This window comes from Actinoplanes regularis, from assembly GCF_900188005.1.
In the GTDB taxonomy this organism is placed as follows: Bacteria; Actinomycetota; Actinomycetes; order Mycobacteriales; family Micromonosporaceae; genus Actinoplanes; species Actinoplanes regularis.
Map to the genome: position 1 here is coordinate 33732 of NZ_FZNR01000032.1, position 15232 is coordinate 48963.

14 protein-coding genes and 1 pseudogene are annotated in these 15232 nt (G+C 67.8%); 7 read left to right on the forward strand and 8 right to left on the reverse strand.

Going from position 1 to position 15232, the window contains the following annotated elements:
* Positions 1–7: 7 nt before the first annotated feature.
* The 8 genes and pseudogenes from CHC09_RS41635 to CHC09_RS41665 all read right to left on the reverse strand — a co-directional run bounded on the left by CHC09_RS41635 (position 8) and on the right by CHC09_RS41665 (position 6450).
* Positions 8–1348, reverse strand: coding sequence for a hypothetical protein (locus CHC09_RS41635; protein WP_143232886.1), 1341 nt, complete (start codon positions 1346–1348; stop codon positions 8–10).
* Complete coding sequence (locus CHC09_RS41640) at positions 1341–1973, reverse strand: FkbM family methyltransferase (RefSeq protein ID WP_089298789.1); 633 nt, start codon at positions 1971–1973, stop codon at positions 1341–1343. The genes CHC09_RS41635 and CHC09_RS41640 overlap by 8 nt, the downstream gene beginning before the upstream one ends.
* Positions 1973–2680, reverse strand: coding sequence for a Rossmann-fold NAD(P)-binding domain-containing protein (locus tag CHC09_RS41645; protein WP_239138890.1), 708 nt, complete (start codon positions 2678–2680; stop codon positions 1973–1975). The genes CHC09_RS41640 and CHC09_RS41645 overlap by 1 nt, the downstream gene beginning before the upstream one ends.
* 39 nt (positions 2681–2719) lie before the next feature.
* Positions 2720–2920: pseudogene (locus CHC09_RS48975) on the reverse strand (NAD-dependent epimerase/dehydratase family protein); the annotation flags it as partial.
* On the reverse strand, positions 2920–3651 hold the full coding sequence (locus CHC09_RS41650) for a phytanoyl-CoA dioxygenase family protein (RefSeq protein ID WP_089298791.1): 732 nt from the start codon (positions 3649–3651) through the stop codon (positions 2920–2922). The gene CHC09_RS41650 and the pseudogene CHC09_RS48975, both read right to left, overlap by 1 nt.
* The gene (locus tag CHC09_RS41655; protein ID WP_089298792.1) at positions 3651–4304 is read right to left on the reverse strand and encodes a class I SAM-dependent methyltransferase; all 654 of its coding nucleotides are present in this window, start codon (positions 4302–4304) and stop codon (positions 3651–3653) included. The genes CHC09_RS41650 and CHC09_RS41655 overlap by 1 nt, the downstream gene beginning before the upstream one ends.
* Positions 4301–5530, reverse strand: coding sequence for a methionine adenosyltransferase (locus tag CHC09_RS41660; RefSeq protein ID WP_089298793.1), 1230 nt, complete (start codon positions 5528–5530; stop codon positions 4301–4303). Before CHC09_RS41660 ends, CHC09_RS41655 begins: the two co-directional genes overlap by 4 nt.
* Positions 5527–6450: a radical SAM protein gene (locus tag CHC09_RS41665; protein ID WP_239138889.1), complete on the reverse strand. Its 924-nt coding sequence runs from the start codon at positions 6448–6450 to the stop codon at positions 5527–5529. Before CHC09_RS41665 ends, CHC09_RS41660 begins: the two co-directional genes overlap by 4 nt.
* A gap of 435 nt (positions 6451–6885) precedes the next feature.
* Between CHC09_RS41665 and CHC09_RS41670 the strand changes: the two genes are divergently transcribed.
* The 7 genes from CHC09_RS41670 to CHC09_RS48785 all read left to right on the forward strand — a co-directional run bounded on the left by CHC09_RS41670 (position 6886) and on the right by CHC09_RS48785 (position 15226).
* Positions 6886–7611 carry a GOLPH3/VPS74 family protein gene (locus tag CHC09_RS41670; protein ID WP_089298795.1) on the forward strand — a complete coding sequence of 242 codons (726 nt, stop codon included), beginning with the start codon at positions 6886–6888 and terminating at the stop codon, positions 7609–7611.
* Between the two features lie 37 nt (positions 7612–7648).
* Positions 7649–9145, forward strand: a complete 1497-nt coding sequence (locus CHC09_RS41675) for an APC family permease (RefSeq protein WP_089298796.1) — start codon at positions 7649–7651, stop codon at positions 9143–9145.
* Between the two features lie 5 nt (positions 9146–9150).
* The gene (locus tag CHC09_RS41680; protein ID WP_089298822.1) at positions 9151–9771 is read left to right on the forward strand and encodes a GNAT family N-acetyltransferase; all 621 of its coding nucleotides are present in this window, start codon (positions 9151–9153) and stop codon (positions 9769–9771) included.
* Positions 9772–10076: 305 nt separating this feature from the next.
* Positions 10077–11303: an endonuclease domain-containing protein gene (locus CHC09_RS41685; protein WP_179277515.1), complete on the forward strand. Its 1227-nt coding sequence runs from the start codon at positions 10077–10079 to the stop codon at positions 11301–11303.
* 1 nt (position 11304) lies between these two features.
* Positions 11305–11976 (forward strand): hypothetical protein, encoded by a 672-nt coding sequence (locus CHC09_RS41690; protein WP_089298798.1) that lies wholly within the window; start codon positions 11305–11307, stop codon positions 11974–11976.
* Positions 11973–14822 (forward strand): helicase HerA domain-containing protein, encoded by a 2850-nt coding sequence (locus tag CHC09_RS41695; protein ID WP_307833956.1) that lies wholly within the window; start codon positions 11973–11975, stop codon positions 14820–14822. Before CHC09_RS41690 ends, CHC09_RS41695 begins: the two co-directional genes overlap by 4 nt.
* Positions 14756–15226 (forward strand): ATP-binding protein, encoded by a 471-nt coding sequence (locus tag CHC09_RS48785; protein ID WP_307833955.1) that lies wholly within the window; start codon positions 14756–14758, stop codon positions 15224–15226. Before CHC09_RS41695 ends, CHC09_RS48785 begins: the two co-directional genes overlap by 67 nt.
* Positions 15227–15232: the final 6 nt, after the last annotated feature.

Here is a 15232-nt window from a genome sequence, read left to right on the forward strand (position 1 = left end):
ACGTGCTTCACCTTCGACGGTGCTGATTCGCTTGCTGCGGGTCAGCACCGCCAGGTGCCTTCAGTGGACCGTATGTCGCTCCCAGGAGCCGGTCTGCCGCCTCGAATACCGCGATGCTGGCTGCCTGGCAGTCGAGGCCTTCGGGTAGGTCGGCATGGCGCAGGCGAGCAGTCAGGATTGCGCCGCGCGCGCCCGGACCTACTTCGATGACGCCGTGCGGCTCCGTTCGGCCCGCGCTGATGAGGGTCGAACCGAACCAGCGAACGGGCTCGCGAGCCACACGGTCGTTGTCCGGGAACGGAGCGCGGATCAGTAGCTCGCCGGTCTCCCGGAAGGCGTGCGCGACGTACCGTCCGAGAGTCGAACCTGGCAGGTTGATCAGCCCGGCGCGAGCCGCCAAGGCGCAGGCGTGCACCGCGACGCGAACCGTCGCCGGCAGGCTCTCCAACGCCGAGGTGACCCTGGTGTTGAGGTCGGTGGGGCGGAAGCCGTCGGGAGTGAGGATGCCGTCTACCGAGAATCCTCCGCGGTACGCCAGACACGCGCGCAACTGGTCGCCGAGCCGCCGGGTCAATGCTGTGAGTGGGGCCTGCTCCGGTGCCGACAGCGGGGCGGCGCCTGCGCACAGGAACGATCCGCCTTCCCTTCGCTGCGGGACCAGCAGCTCCAAGGGCGGGAAGACGACCGTCGTATCCGCGCTGGTCAGCCCGTGCAGGCGACAGGGCCGTCCGGTCAGATGCGGCATGATCCGTACGCGGAAGCGGCCGTCGTCGATCTCGGTGAGTGTGGTTCGGATCCCGCTCCCGCCCGCTACGGGCGCCTCGCCGAGCCGCTGCCACGAGGCGACGATGCCGGTGGGTGCCAGACCGTCAGGCCTCAGCAGAGTGCCGGGCCGGTCGAGGGCCACCGATTCGGCGCGGTCCACGCCCATGACGTCCCACACCGTGTCCACGACACTCTTGTGTTCGACAAATGACCAGCTTGGGTGCTTTGCCCCGAAAAGGTGACGGTCACCGACTTCTCTCGGGTCGAGCGGGTCGGTGACCAGGAGAACCGCTCGGCGTGCCGGGTCGAAGTCGTCGGCCATCTCCGCGAGTGGCGACCTCCGGGCCAGGGTGCCCAGCAGAGCGTGCCGGGCCGCGACCAGTTCTCCGGCTTCCCGGTGTGACGGATGGGCGAGCAGCGGCGAGAGCTGAGGACCGTCGAAGGCCAGCACCAGCGCCGAGCTCACCCCGGCGGTCTTCAGCAATTGTTCCCACGCCGGAACCTCCTCATGCTGGGAGCAGAACACGATGACGTTCTCGCTGCCGAGGCGTCGGCGAAGGACGGCCACGACCTGATCAAGCATCGGGCCACCGCTGCCGGCTGACCGCGTCCGTGCCGCGAAGGATCAGGTTGGACGGTGTTCGGTGCAGGAGTTCGTACTGGTCAAAGCCGAACGCGCGGTGCAGATGCGCGGTGCTGCGGCCAGGACTGGAATCGTCGTACTCGACGATGACGATTCCGGGACGGTGGCGTTCAGGGTCGAAGGATGCCCAGACATCCAGCTCGGTGCCTTCGACATCGATGGTGAGCAGATCGATGCGCTCAATACCCGCCTCGGTGAGCAGATCCTCCAGGGTGCGGCAGACGATGCTGACCACGGTGTAGCCGACGCCGCGCTCGCCCAGCCCCGACCATGAGGGCTTGACGTCGTACATGCTGAAAGGCTGCGGTCCGGTCCCGCTGGCGACGGCGCACATCTGCAGCCGACACCTTCTCCGGGCGAGGGCCTCCCGATTGCGGGGATCCGGATCGACGCAAAGGCCGGACCAGCCCTGATCCTCGAAGAACAGGCTATTGCTGCCGCGGACGCCATCCCCCGCACCGACGTCGACGAACACTCCTCGCCGTGGCGTCACGAGCCGCTCGGTGAGCCAACGGTCTTCACCCCACTGGCTGGAGTAGGGGGCAGGCTGCGTGTAGGGGAGCATCAGGATCCCCCGATCGATCGGAGCAGCGCTTGCTCGCGGTCGAGTGTCAGCCAGTGGGGATGCCGATACCGATGAGTCCGGTACCAGGAGATGAGGTCAGCGATCGTCGCGCTGAGCGGGCGGTCGACGAAGCCCATTTGAGTGGCACGGTCGGTTCCGGTCCGTAGATGGGCTCGGAACGGGTGATCAGTGGGCAGCCACAGCGGTACTTCCTGCCAAGGCCGAACACCACGGGCCAGGACGAATTGCTCCGGGGCCCAGTGGAATTCCGACTCGCCGTGTCCAGCGGCCCGGATCAGGTCGATGAACTCGGCGAACAGCGTGATCGAGCCCGCGACGTTGACCACGCCGGTGTGCTCGGAGTCGACCATCGCCGCCAGGAATCCGGCGACGTCACGAACGTCGACGAGTTGTACCGGCTGGTCCGGCCTTGCCGGAACGAGGACTCCCGTGCCTCGCAGTGCTCGGTCGATCCAATAGGCGGCCCGCCCGGACGGGTCGTCCGGCCCGGTGACCACACCGAGCCGGACGACCAGAGACTGCGCCGGAAGAAGAGCAGCGCGGCGTTCGCACTGGACCTTCCCGCGAGCCACACTGTGCATGTTCACCGGCACCGACTCGTCCGCGATCCGGGACAGCCCCGCCGCCTGGTAGATCCCGCACGTGGACAACAGCAGGTAACGCTGGGCCGGGATGCTCTGACTCACGTCCATGTCCACGGCCGTGTGTGCGCACGTGTCGATGACCGTGTCCCAGCCGGTTTCCAGATCTGCTCGGGTCGCCGGGCCGGGTCGGCGTCGGTCTCCGACGATGCTTGCCGCGCCGGGAGTGACGGGACGGCGACCCCGGCTGAACACCGTCACGTCGTGGCCTCGGTCCACACAGGCGGCGACCACGTGAGACCCGATGAAGCCGGTGCCGCCGATCACCAGAACCCTGGCGCCCATCAGCGGCCGACTGCCGTATAGCCGAGCACGAGCAGCCGCCGTGGCTTGTCCGTCAGATTGGCCTCGCTCGCGTGCACCAGGGCCGCGTCCCACACGAGGACAGTCCCGGCCTCGGCCGTCAGCGTGGCCGCATCGTCGTCCGGAGCCGACTCGTCCGGCACGACCGGGCCTTGATCCGCCGTCGGTACGTACTCGACGGGCCGGCGATGAGTTCCGGGCCAGACACGCAGCGCGCCCGCCTCGGCCGGGCAGTCGTCCAGACACACTGCGACGGTCAGCACCCGGCTGAAGCCACGTGCGGCGAAGTACGTCGCATCCGAGTGCTTGCGAACCTCTTCTCCCAGCACGGGTAAGGCCGCCCACAGAACGTCGGCTTTCAGGGCCTCCTTGTAGGTGATCTTGTCCTCCATCGGCTCCACCTCGGCGCCGAGCAGCGCTGATGCGACGGCCGACAGCGTCTGACCACGCGCCACGTTGCTGAAGGCCGGTGCCAGGTCAGCGACGGGTTTCACCTTGAAGACGTACGCCCGGCCGTCCGGCAGCCGCCACCAGGTGAGCCGGGGATGGGCCACCTGCTGGGCCAGGGTCGCTCCGACGACCTGGTCGAACACACATGAGGCGGCGTCGCGGAGAGCCCCGACGGTGGGGGCGTCGAGAACGCCGCGCAGCACCACGTACCCGTCCTCGTCGAAAGCGAGTCGCACCGAGGAACTGATCGGCACCGTGTCCATCAGCCGTCTCCTTTCATCGCGATCGGTACGAGAAAGTCCGCGCTGGGTTTGCTCCAAGCAGCCGGTAGGTCGGCCGGAGGTATGCGGTAAGGGGCGGCCTGCCAGCCGGGGAAGTGCTTATCCAGGACGTACGTCCGGGCCACAGGCAGGTGCGTGCCGCTGTGAAAGAAGCTGAACCGTCCGCCCGGTCGCAGGGCCGGCAGGGCGACATGCTCGACGAACTGGGCGAAGTCCGCGTCGGCATGACCGTCCGGCGGCCAGGTGTCGTACATGATCGCGTCGAGGCTCGCCGGAGGTAGGGCGACCGACTGCCAGGGCCGCACCTCGAACGTCGCCGCGCAGCGAAGCGCCGACCTGACTCGTGGAGCAACCAGCTCCACCACGCCCGAATGCGGTTCCACCGCCCGGTAGCCGCCGATCCGATGCGCGCCGATCTGCTCGGCGAAGACCCCCAGCCCGAGACCGACCTCGAGAACCCGTGGCGCCGCCTGGCCGGCGACCAGGCGGCGGGCATGCTCGGCCATGAGTCCGGCTTCGGCGAAGAACATCACGTAGGTGTCGCCCAGCCGCAAACCTTGCCGGTCGATGACCGGGTTCCGGGATCGCAGCTGCTCCAGATGGCGGACATGGACGTCGTCCAGCACCGTCGTCATGACGACGCCCGATCTCGGAACCGGGCTATCGGATCCTCGCCGAGAAATCGTTCATGGTAGGACGGAGCAGTCCCGAGAGCCTCACGAGCGATCGCTTCGCCAGCGGCACCGACCGGTAGATCACTGCGGAGCAGCACATACGCAGGCTCATCCAGCCGGCCACCATTACGGGCGGCGACCACCACATCGGCGTAGACGCCCAACTGTGCGAACAATCGACCAGCGATGTCACCGGCGATCGCCGTGTAGATCTTGCCGACATGGTGCACGGGATTCTTGCCGGCGGGTGCCTCGCCGCTGGCCGGCCGCAACGGCTCGATGACACCGTTGTAGCGGTTCCCCCGTCCCACCGCACCGCAGTCGCCCTTGCCGAGAGACGTACCGAACGGCGCCAAGTAGCCGCGGCCCGGAATATCCTTCGTGTTCAGGTGCAACCGCGCTTCTCCTAGGGGAAGCGACAGGCTGTCGAGGAACTGCTTCACCTCGTTGCCGAGCTCGTCCTGAACGGCGTCCAGCCGGTCGCGGTACTGCGTCCAGGTGCTCACCGCCCCCGGCAGAAACGGAACGGCTGCGGTGACGTCCAGCTCGGCACCCGAACGGACCACCATGACCTTCACGTCCGTGCCGGTGCCGAAACGGGAGCGGAAGTCACGCCGAGTCAGCAGCGACTCCAACCAGACGGCAGTCTCCGCGGCCGCACCACGAGGCCCGCTTCCCGCGCACAGAACGGTGTCGTTCGCGACGGACTCGTCCGCCAGCACCTCGCGGACGGCAGCCGCCGTCCGCGGCTGGTAGAACTGCTCGTCATGATCCACAGCGGTGCCGGCGGTGTTGTTGATGTGCAGCCGTAGATGATCCAACACGGTCTCGTCGCCGAGAACCTCCACCAGAACGCTCCGGGTCACCTCGCCGAACAGGTCGGCGAGCGGAAGCCGCGTTCCACCCAGATGCTCGGTGAGCTTGCCGAACAGGTAGCCGTCGATCGGCTTGCGGATGTCGTAGCCGCCAAACCGGACGTCGGCCGCCGCCCCCACCAGGTTGACCTTGTCGACCCAGTGGTTCGGCACCACGCCGAATTGCTCCCGGCACAGGTGGGCGTACCGCCGGGAGAAACTGTCCGCGACCAGGTCGGCGAGGCTGTCGGGATGGCCGATGCCCTTACGTTCGGCGACATCGAAGGGCATCTGGTCGGGGTGGACGGCACCGAGGCTGGTCAGCACTCTCATGCCCGGGCCTCCGACTGGCTCGCTGCCGTTCCGGCTGGAGCGGGAGGATTCACCAGATAGGCCAGGCACTGCGACAGGACCAGGACACGTCGTGCCGGGCAAGCCGTGCTCTCTCGGGCAGGCCGGAACGTCCCGTCGTAGAGGTTGCCGTAGCACGTCGGAACGGATGCGCACCTGCGTACCTCGCCGGTGACCGTGACCTTGAACGAACTCATGCCCGCCGTACAGGGCTGGCCGCGGAAAGCGAGCATCCCGTCCAGGTACGGGCGGTTGAACACGTACTCGCCGGAGTTCGCCAGGATCAGGTCACGTTCCTCGTCGGTGTAGGACTCCGGGTAGCGGCGGCCTTCGTGTACGCCCTTGAAGACCTTGGCGCGGACCGGCTCCACGCCGAGACCAGCCAGAACCGCGAGATCCTCCCGTAGCCGCGGCAGCAGCGGCGGGTACAGGACATAGAGGGAGACCACGTCGAAGCCGGCGGACCGCAGGATCCGGAACGACTCGGCGTACGTCTCCAACGGCAAGCCGAGACGCTCACGCTCAGGCATGTGCAGCGCTGCCACGATCTTCACGACCCTGGCCGGATCGACCGACGATGCGAAATCGGCCACCAGGTCGGGTGACGCCAGGTTCGTGTTGATGCTGATCCAGTTGCGGCGGGTCAGCCCGGCGCACAACCGCGCGAAGTCGGGAAAGAGGAACGGCTCCCCGCCCGACATGTGCACCAGTGAGGTGCCCTCGAGTTCCTCGAAACGGCGCACGACCAGGTCGGCCGGCGGCTCCTCCAGCGGCTTCTTGTTCAGGACGTACCGGATCTGCGGATGGCAGTACTCGCAGAAGAAATTGCACCGATTCGTCAGGTGCCAGTCGAACTCCCACGCCCACGGCGCGGGGTCCGACGTCATCGCTGAGACGCGCATGATTCTCCTCCCCAGAAGACGACCAGCTCCGGGTTCACTTCGACGAAGGCCGATGTCTCACCCTCGCTGGCGCGAGCATCTGCAAGGCAGCTCATCGTGGGGGTTCACGGTGGACCCCACAGGGCCAGAGCCCGATATCGAGGGGTTCGCCGTGGACCCCCAACGTGATCTACCCAACGTCGGCTGTCGCACGGGATCGTCTATTTCGTGCCGCCCGATCAGCCGATCGGCGGTGCTCGAAACGGCCCCGGGGTGGGCGTGGGGAGCCGCAGCGGTCTCCCCAGCAGCAGCGGCACCGGTTCCCGCCCGCCTCGGGGCTTCACCATTCTGAAACGGGAGCAACGACATGCGCATCCGTGCATCGGACTACCTGGAACAGCGACAGATCGACCATGCGACCATCGGCCGTGAGAACCATCGATAGGCGGTCTGGTCATGGCATACATCAACACCGCATATTCGAACGGTTCCGCGCCTGCCCGGGGCCGGCATGCCGCGGTCGCAGGCTGGGCGGCCGGACCGCAGCGGCCGACGTGGCCGCTGGTCGCTGATGACTTTTTCCGGCTCGCCCACCGTGACCACGACGGCCGTCCACTGCTCGACGAGCACGTCACCGGTCTGGGCCTGGCCGCCGCTCTGCTGGCCGAGTTGGTGCTGGCACGCCGCCTCGCGCTGCCGGGCGGGCAGGTGATCATCGTGGACGCGACGCCGCCGATCGACGCACTCGCGCACACGGTCCTGGACCGGCTGGCCGCCGAACAAGCCGCCCTGCCAGTCCGGACCTGGCTGGCCTACCTCGCCCGGACCGCCCAGCGGGACATCGCCGACCGGCTCACCCGGGCCGGGCACCTGCGCCAGACCACCGGGCGGGGCTTGTTCGGGCGGCGGGTGCGGTACGTGCCCACCGACATGAACACCGCCGCCTGGCCCTGGGCCCGGCTCTCCAGCCGCCTGCAGAAAGGCCAACCCCTGGATGGGTTCGACACCGTCCTCGGCGGCCTTGTCCTGGCCACCGACCTGTACCGGACGGTATTGCTCGGCCACTCCGCCGACCTCGAAGCCGGGCTTCGAGCCGCCGCCGCCGACGCTCCGGCCCCGGTGCGGGAGCTGCTGGCCCACACCGAGGCCGCGGTCGGCGACGCGATCATCACCCGCCGCTGATCCATCCGACCCAAGCTTGCTCGAAGGGGATTCCTGCATGCCTGCTCAGCATTCCGCCGACACGGTCAGCTCGACCCTGGCGCGCAGCCGTCTCGGCGTGTGGCCGCTTGTGTTCACCGTGATGGCGGCCGCCGCCCCGCTGACCGTCGTCGCGGGCGGCGCGACCACCGGGTTCGCCGTCACCGGGATCACCGGCATCCCGATCGCGTACGTGCTCGTCGCCCTGCTGCTCGCCCTGTTCTCCGTCGGCTACGTGGCGATGTCCCGGCGCGTGCTCAACGCCGGCGCCTTCTACACCTACATCACCCACGGCATGGGTAAACCCGCTGGCATCGGCGCCGCGTTCGTCGCCCTACTGGCCTACAACACGATGCAGATCGGCCTCTACGGCGGGTTCGGTGCCGTCCTCGCCCAGTTCCTCGACACCCGCGCCGGCCTGCACCTGCCGTGGTGGCTGTGCGCCTACGCAGCGTGGGTGATCGTCGGGCTGCTCGGCGTACGGCGCATCGACCTCAACAGCCGCATCCTGGCCACCCTGCTGATCGCCGAGATCGCCGTCGCCGTCATCTTCGCCGCCGTCCACGTCACCCACCCGGCACCCGGCGGCATCTCGTTCGCCACCCTGGCACCGAGCAACGTGCTCACCGCCGGCATCGGCGCAGCCCTCGCCGTGGCCATCGCCGGGTTCGTCGGCTTCGAAGGCACCGCCGTGTTCAGCGAAGAATCCAAAGACCCCCACACCACAGTCGCCCGCGCCACCTACCTCGCCCTGACCATCATCGGCCTGCTCTACGCCTTCTGCGCCTGGGCCATGTCCGTGGCCACCGGCCCCGCTCACATCGTCGACCAAGCCCGCGCCCAAGGCACCGAACTGATTTTCACTCTGGTTGCGCCCTATCTCGGGCAGACGGTCGTGGATCTCGGACACCTGCTGTTCGTCACCAGCCTGTTCGCCGCCCTACTGGCCTTCCACAACACGGCCGCCCGCTACTTCTTCGCCCTCGGCCGCGAAGGCGTCCTACCCGCCATCCTCGGCCGCACCAGCCCCCGCTCCCGGGCGCCGCTGACCGGATCGTTGGTGCAGACGGGTCTCGCGGCGATCGTGCTGGCCGTCTACGCCATCGCCGGCTGGGATCCGATCGTCCGGCTGTTCTTCTGGCTCACCGTCCTCGGCGGCCTCGGCGTCCTCGTACTCATGACTGCCACCTCGATGGCCGTCGCCGTCTACTTCACCGCACCCGGCAACCGCGACCATCTCGGCGCAGGACGCACCCTGCTCGCATCGTTCACCGCAGCCGTCGGACTGGCCCTGGTGGTGATCGTGACGCTCGACGAGTTCGCCATCCTGCTCGGCGTCGACCCCACCTCCAGCCTGCGCTGGCAACTACCCGCCACCTACGCCGTCGCCGCAGCGGCCGGCATCGTCTGGGCGCTGATCCTCAAGACCATTCGACCGCAGGCGTACGCGGCGATCGGCCGCGGCGCCAACAGCGCCACCATCGACCTACGCCCGCCGACACGGGGCGGGCGGTGACCGCCATGCGCACCCACCCGAGCCCAGCCATCCGCACCGCGACCCCCGCCGACCAGCAGACGGTCAGCGACTTGCTGGCCGAGGCATTCCTGCACGGCGACCTCGCCGACTGGCTAATCCCGCACCTCGACACCCGCGCCCGCATCTACCCGCACTACTTCGCCCTGCACGTCGAACACGCCCTCACATACGGACACATCGACATGACCGCAGACGCCACGGCCGTCGCCATCTGGTATGCCATCGACGGCGAACCGCTTCCGGAACTGCCGGACTACACACAGCGACTCGCGGAAGTCACCGGCCGATTCCAGCCTCGGTTCGCCGCCCTCGACCAGGTTATGCACGACCACCATCCGTACGACCAGCCACACCACTACTTGGCCTTCCTCGCCGTACACCCCGACCAGCAACGACACGGCCTCGGCAGCACCCTGCTCCAAAACCACCACACCCGGCTCGACGCCACCAGAACAGCGGCTCACCTTGAAGCCACCGGACCACGAAACCGACGCCTCTACGTACGCCACGGCTACCGGGCGCAGCCGATGTTTCACCTATCCGCCGGCGGCCCACCGCTCCACCCGATGCGGCGTCCGCGCGTCGGTGCACAAGCGTTCAGATAGCTACCCGGCACTACAGGCCATCCGTCGGCGCATCCGCCGACCGAGCCAGCCAACCCGCAGCACCACTATGCTGGTCCGGCTGGCGGTGGGCTGGCATCAGTGTGTCCACGATCCTGAAGCAGCCGAGAAGTTAACTCACCTCTACCGGTCCACCCGAACTTATGGCCCTGGCAGTAGTCCTTTCGGGGTACGGCGATCGATCTGACTCTGCGGCCGATCGTGATCGTGTCTTCTCCGTATCGGCGGCTCTTAGTGCCAGGTCGTGGGCGATTGTGGGCGGTCGGCCGATCGGGTATCGACTGTGGATGGCGACGCGAGTCCTCGATCGGTCTGCCGGTGGTGCCGTATGGCTGTCGCTGACGCCCCTTGTGGATGCTTGCTGCCTCGGCGAGAAGGACGCGAGAATAGTGCCCCGCGATCTCCTGTTAGGCATGCTGTTGGCTTTTGATATTTCGGGAATTCCCACCGACCGAGTCGTGTGGATCGAATCTTTCTCGTCGTGCAGCCTGGACGAAGTAATGACAAGCGCGTCACCATGGGCGCCAGCAATCAGTACGCGAATGGTGGGTTCGCTGAGTCGGAGCGAAACGGTGGCCGCCATTCTGGATGATATGGAGGCACTCGCCAGGACATTGTTTCCGGTGTGGCTTCCGGGGGCTGAAGGCATCACCACCTCGGCGGGTGCCGCAGTGGCCGCCGTGCGGGCTCTGGCGTTTAGGCAAGCTGCGCGGACCTCACAGTACGGGCCGTTCCTGGCCGATCTGGCGACCGGTGCCGTGGCGGGGCGGAAGGGGAACACTCGGCGGCATCGGCCGGAGGTCCGGGCGCTCGGGCTGGGCCGGGTACTCGCGGCCAGCTTCGGTTGGCAGAGGTGTGTGCTCGCGCTGCACCCGCCGAAGAAACTCGATGAAAAAACGGCGTTTACCCTTGATGGGGCGGCGCAATGGCTCGTCGACCACGGCCGTCTCTCGGTGTGGATCTTCGCGGCGATGCCGCCCGCTGTTGCCAGTCCACCCATGGCCGCGTTGCCTGCTACCGGCGCTGTGCCCGAGGCGATTTCGACTGTTGCCAACCTTCCACTTCCGACGGTTTCGGTCGCCCCGCCCGGTTCCCGGCCCGTCGCTGAGCGGCCACTACGTAGGGCGAAGGCAAGTGGCGTACGCCCGCGCGGTGTCTCCGGCAAACCGCACCCGAGTAGCCCGGCCGAAGTATTGCTGGAGGAAGCTCTCGCCGATCGACCCTGGGCTGCCGGCCGTTCCTGGAATTGCACGGTCCGGCTCGGGACGCTCGTCAATCCGGTCCGGGTTGATCTCCTGTGGGCGAAGGAACAATGCATTGTCGAAGTCGATGGCGCAGATCATCGTACGGCCGGCAAGTTTGCCGCGGATCGGCAACGCGACGTGATGCTGCAGATCCACGGGTACGTCGTGCTCCGTTTCACCAACGTCCAGGTTTTCGACGACGTCGAGAATGTTCTAGCACTTCTCCAACAGCTTCTCGCCGACCGCCGGCGCACCCGGAAAGGACGATGACTTGCCTGACAAGCCGTTGACGACGGTTGAGACAGCGGTGCTTTTCATTCTGCTTGCCGAGGCCGGTCCGGTCCCGAATGCCGTTCTGGCAAGGGAGCATGGTTGCTATCTGAAACGCGAGCAGCGCGACCATCTCGTGAGCTTGAAGCTGGTCGAGGTCGAGCGGAACTCGGGCAGACTGGTGCTGACGTTGAGCGACAAGGGCTGGGCACACTGTCGTGCCGAGCTCGCCTCCGGATCAGCGCCTGCGCGGTCCGGTGCTGCCGGTGGGGCATTGTTCGCCGTACTCCGGCGGTGGGATCGCTATCTGACCGCGCGACAGCTCAGTCTCGGCGACTTCGTGAACTGTGGCAGCGACAGGACGGTGGTGGAACCGCCAGTCGGCGAGCAGGAGGTGCAGGAGCGAGGGCCGCAGGTGGAGGAGCGGGTGCGCGCCGCGTACGAGATGATCGCTCCGAAGGCCGGGGAATTGGTCAGTCTGGCCGATCTCCGTGACGTGGTAGGGGATCTGATCCGGGCTGACGTCGACGCGGCGCTACGCCGACTGCACCGCAAGCCGGGCGTGACCCTGGTACCGGAGGCGAATCAAAAGACTCTCGATCGGCGTTCCCGAGACGCCGCCGTGGTGATCGGCGATCAGCCCAAGCACGCGATCGCGATGCAGGTCTCATGACCGCGGACGCGTTGAAAGCGCTCGCGCATCTGCACTTCCACTCCACACCGACCCGTAACGACGTCTGGCGCGAGACACGCTTCCACATCGACGGTCTGCACGCTGGTGTGCTCGCCGAAGTCCTCGATGCGGTGGACCGCGCGGAGTCCAGCCCGGACAGCAGCCCGACCGGTGTCGTGGTGCGGGGCCAACGCGGCGCTGGCAAGACGCACCTGCTCAGCCGGGTTCGCGAGCTGATCCAGTTGCGTGGCGGATACTTCTTTCTGGTCAGCCTCCTGGATGCCGACGCATTCTGGGGCAGCGTGGCGGCTTCGGTCGTCGACGGGCTGCACCAGCCGGTCGACGACGACGGCTCGACCCAGCTCCACCTGTCCCTGAACCGTCTCGTCGATCTGCTGGGCCTACCGGTGGTGACCCGCATGGCGGTGACGGGGCGTGTTCCGCTGACACCCGACCGCCTGGACGAGTTCGTCGCGGCGCTGGGCCGGCTGAACCGCCAGATCGGCATCGGGAGCCGTGACACGGCCCGCGCTCTGGCGCTACTGGCCGGTAGCGACGCGCGGGCGCAGGACGTGGCGATGTCCTACCTGCTCGCCGGCGAGGAAGCCGAGGTCGGCGAGCGGGCCGCGTGGGGCATCCGGCCCGCCCAGCGGTTCCCGCAGCATCTGGTATCGGACGTCTCTCGTCTGCTGTCGCTCACTGGGCCGTCGGTCGTCGCAGTGGACCAGGTGGACGGGCTCATCGCGCAGGTCGCGAACAGGAGCCATACCTCCGCGGACGGTCGCGGCGGCGGCGCCGACGGCTGGGCCGCGGCCGTTCAGCTCGACCGGGTGGCGAGCGGCCTGATGGAACTGCGCGAACTGACCCGGCGCACGGTGTCGGTGCTGGCGTTGCTGCCGGTCTCGTGGGCCGTGATCAAGGGCAATGCCGTCGACACCGTGCAAGACCGGTTCCGGGAGGCCTCCCCTCTCGAGGCGATACCGGATCGTGAGACAGGTCGGGCCCTGATCGAGCGTCGGCTGACAGCGCACTACGCGGAAACGGGTTTCGTGCCACCGTACGCCAGCTGGCCGATTCGGCCTGAGGCGTTCGACGACGCCGTCGACTTCACTCCCCGGCAGCTGCTGATCAACGTCGAGCGGCACATCCGCTCGTGCGTGCAGAGCGGTACGGTGACCGAGCTGACGCACCTCGGCACGGTCACCGAGGCGCCGACTGCGGGTCCCGCTCCGGCGGGCCGTCCGGCACTCGAGATCCTGGACGAGCGGTACGCCGCGCTGCGAGCCGCTGCACCGGTGGGCGGCCTGCTCGATCCAGCCAACGAGGACGCCGAGGTGCCCGCCCTGCTGGCCGCGGGTCTAGACGCCTGGGTCAGAGAGAACCCGGATGACGACTTCACCCAGGACACGATTCCGACTCGCAAACCGGTGTTGCACGCGCGGCTGCGGCGCACCTTGGACGATCGGACCGGAGACGAGGCGCATTGGGCGTTCCGGGCCATCGCCGCACAGCACTACAACGCCGAACTGGCACGGCTACGCAACGCGTGTGTCGCCGCTGGTCTGGCCAGCGGCGTCGCCCAGCGCCGGCTATACATCCTCCGCAACGACGATTGGCCGAAGAGCCCCGGACGGCGAAAGGCAGTCGAGGAGTTCGTCGCGGCTGGTGGCCAGACACTGCCGCTCGGTGAGAACGACTTGCGCAGCCTGGTGGCGCTGCGAACACTCCTCGCCGAGGAGTCGGACGGCCTATCGGAATGGCTGATCGAGCGGCGGCCCGCGTCACGTACGGCTCTACTAAAGGCCGCTCTCGCCGACGCCGGACGCGAAATGCTGGACGGCAACGACCCGGACGCGGGCACCGTGGACCCCGTTGACCCGGCAGACGTGCCGCAGGACCTCACCCTGCTCGCAGCCGGCGCGACCCGAGACGAGTCAGACTCTGCGGACCCGGCGGACGTGCCGCGGCAGAGGCCACCGCAGGAGGCTGTGGACACTCCGGGTGGGGTGTATCTGCGCGTGGGCGACGACTGCGAGACGGGCGACCCGGTTCACGTCGAACTGACCGCACTGCGGAAACACACCGCCATCTTCGCGGGCTCCGGTTCCGGCAAGACCGTCCTGATCCGGCGGCTGGTGGAAGAGTGCGCCCTGCTCGGTGTCTCGGCGATCGTGCTCGATCCCAACAACGACCTGGCCCGCCTCGGTGACGCCTGGCCGCGTGAGCCTCGGGGGTGGGCAGGCGGTGACGCCCAGGCGGCAGCCGACTATCACGATGCGGTCGAGGTCGTGGTGTGGACACCGGGCCGAGAGGGTGGACGGCCGCTGACCTTCCAACCCCTGCCCGACCTCGGTGAGGTGAGTGACGACCCCGACGAGTTCACCCTGGCGGTCGACAGCGCGGTCGACGCCCTCGCGCCGCGCGCCCAGGTCGCCGCCGCCACAGCGAAGGCGATGCGGGGGCAGGCGGTGCTGCGGCAGGTCCTGCGGCATTACGGCCGGACTGGTGACCGCAGCAGTCTGGACGGCTTGATCGCGTTGCTGCGGGACCTGCCGGAAGGTGTGAGCGAACTGGCTGGCGCGGCGGTGATCGCCGCCGATATGGCGGAGAATCTCGACGCCGCCCGGATCAACGATCCACTCTTCGGGGGAACGGGCGACCCGGCCGACCCGGGAACTCTGCTGAGTCCGGCACCGGGTAAGCGGGCCCGTGTCTCAGTCATCAGTTTCGTCGGGCGCCCAGCGAGGAGAAGCGGCAGAGCTTCGTCAGCAGACTCCAGATGGCGCTGTTCTCATGGATCAAGCGCAATCCCGCCGGGGATCGGCCGCTGGGTGGCCTGCTGGTGATGGACGAGGCTCAGACGCTGACCCCCTCCGGTTCGACCACCATGTGTACGCGCAGCACCCTGATGCTGGTCTCGCAGGCCCGCAAGTACGGCCTCGGCCTGATCTTCGCCACGCAGGCGCCGAAGGGCTTGCACAACCAGATACCGGGGAACGCGGCGACGCAGGTCTTCGGGCTATTGAACGCCCCGGTGCACATCGAGGCGGCCCGAGAGATGGCTCATTTCAAGGGCGGCGACGTGCCGGACATCTCCCGCCTGACGAGCGGTGAGTTCTATGTGGCGGTCGAAGGCCAGCCGTTCCGCAAGATCCGAACTCCGCTCTGCCTCACCCACCACCCAGCCAGTCCGCTCTCCACCGACGAGGTAATGGCCCGGTCCTGGCAAACCACCGTCGGTATCAGCTGATGTCGA

Excerpts from the sequence above, each read along its gene's own strand:
- CHC09_RS41635 (WP_143232886.1), bottom strand. The coding sequence starts at position 1,348 with ATGCTTGATCAGGTCGTGGCCGTCCTTCGCCGACGCCTCGGCAGCGAG.
- CHC09_RS41640 (WP_089298789.1), bottom strand. The coding sequence starts at position 1,973 with ATGCTCCCCTACACGCAGCCTGCCCCCTACTCCAGCCAGTGGGGTGAA.
- CHC09_RS41650 (WP_089298791.1), bottom strand. The coding sequence starts at position 3,651 with ATGGACACGGTGCCGATCAGTTCCTCGGTGCGACTCGCTTTCGACGAG.
- CHC09_RS41655 (WP_089298792.1), bottom strand. The coding sequence starts at position 4,304 with ATGACGACGGTGCTGGACGACGTCCATGTCCGCCATCTGGAGCAGCTG.
- CHC09_RS41660 (WP_089298793.1), bottom strand. The coding sequence starts at position 5,530 with ATGAGAGTGCTGACCAGCCTCGGTGCCGTCCACCCCGACCAGATGCCC.
- CHC09_RS41665 (WP_239138889.1), bottom strand. The coding sequence starts at position 6,450 with ATGCGCGTCTCAGCGATGACGTCGGACCCCGCGCCGTGGGCGTGGGAG.
- CHC09_RS41670 (WP_089298795.1), top strand. The coding sequence starts at position 6,886 with ATGGCATACATCAACACCGCATATTCGAACGGTTCCGCGCCTGCCCGG.
- CHC09_RS41675 (WP_089298796.1), top strand. The coding sequence starts at position 7,649 with ATGCCTGCTCAGCATTCCGCCGACACGGTCAGCTCGACCCTGGCGCGC.
- CHC09_RS41680 (WP_089298822.1), top strand. The coding sequence starts at position 9,151 with ATGCGCACCCACCCGAGCCCAGCCATCCGCACCGCGACCCCCGCCGAC.
- CHC09_RS41685 (WP_179277515.1), top strand. The coding sequence starts at position 10,077 with ATGGCGACGCGAGTCCTCGATCGGTCTGCCGGTGGTGCCGTATGGCTG.
- CHC09_RS41695 (WP_307833956.1), top strand. The coding sequence starts at position 11,973 with ATGACCGCGGACGCGTTGAAAGCGCTCGCGCATCTGCACTTCCACTCC.
- CHC09_RS48785 (WP_307833955.1), top strand. The coding sequence starts at position 14,756 with ATGGCGCTGTTCTCATGGATCAAGCGCAATCCCGCCGGGGATCGGCCG.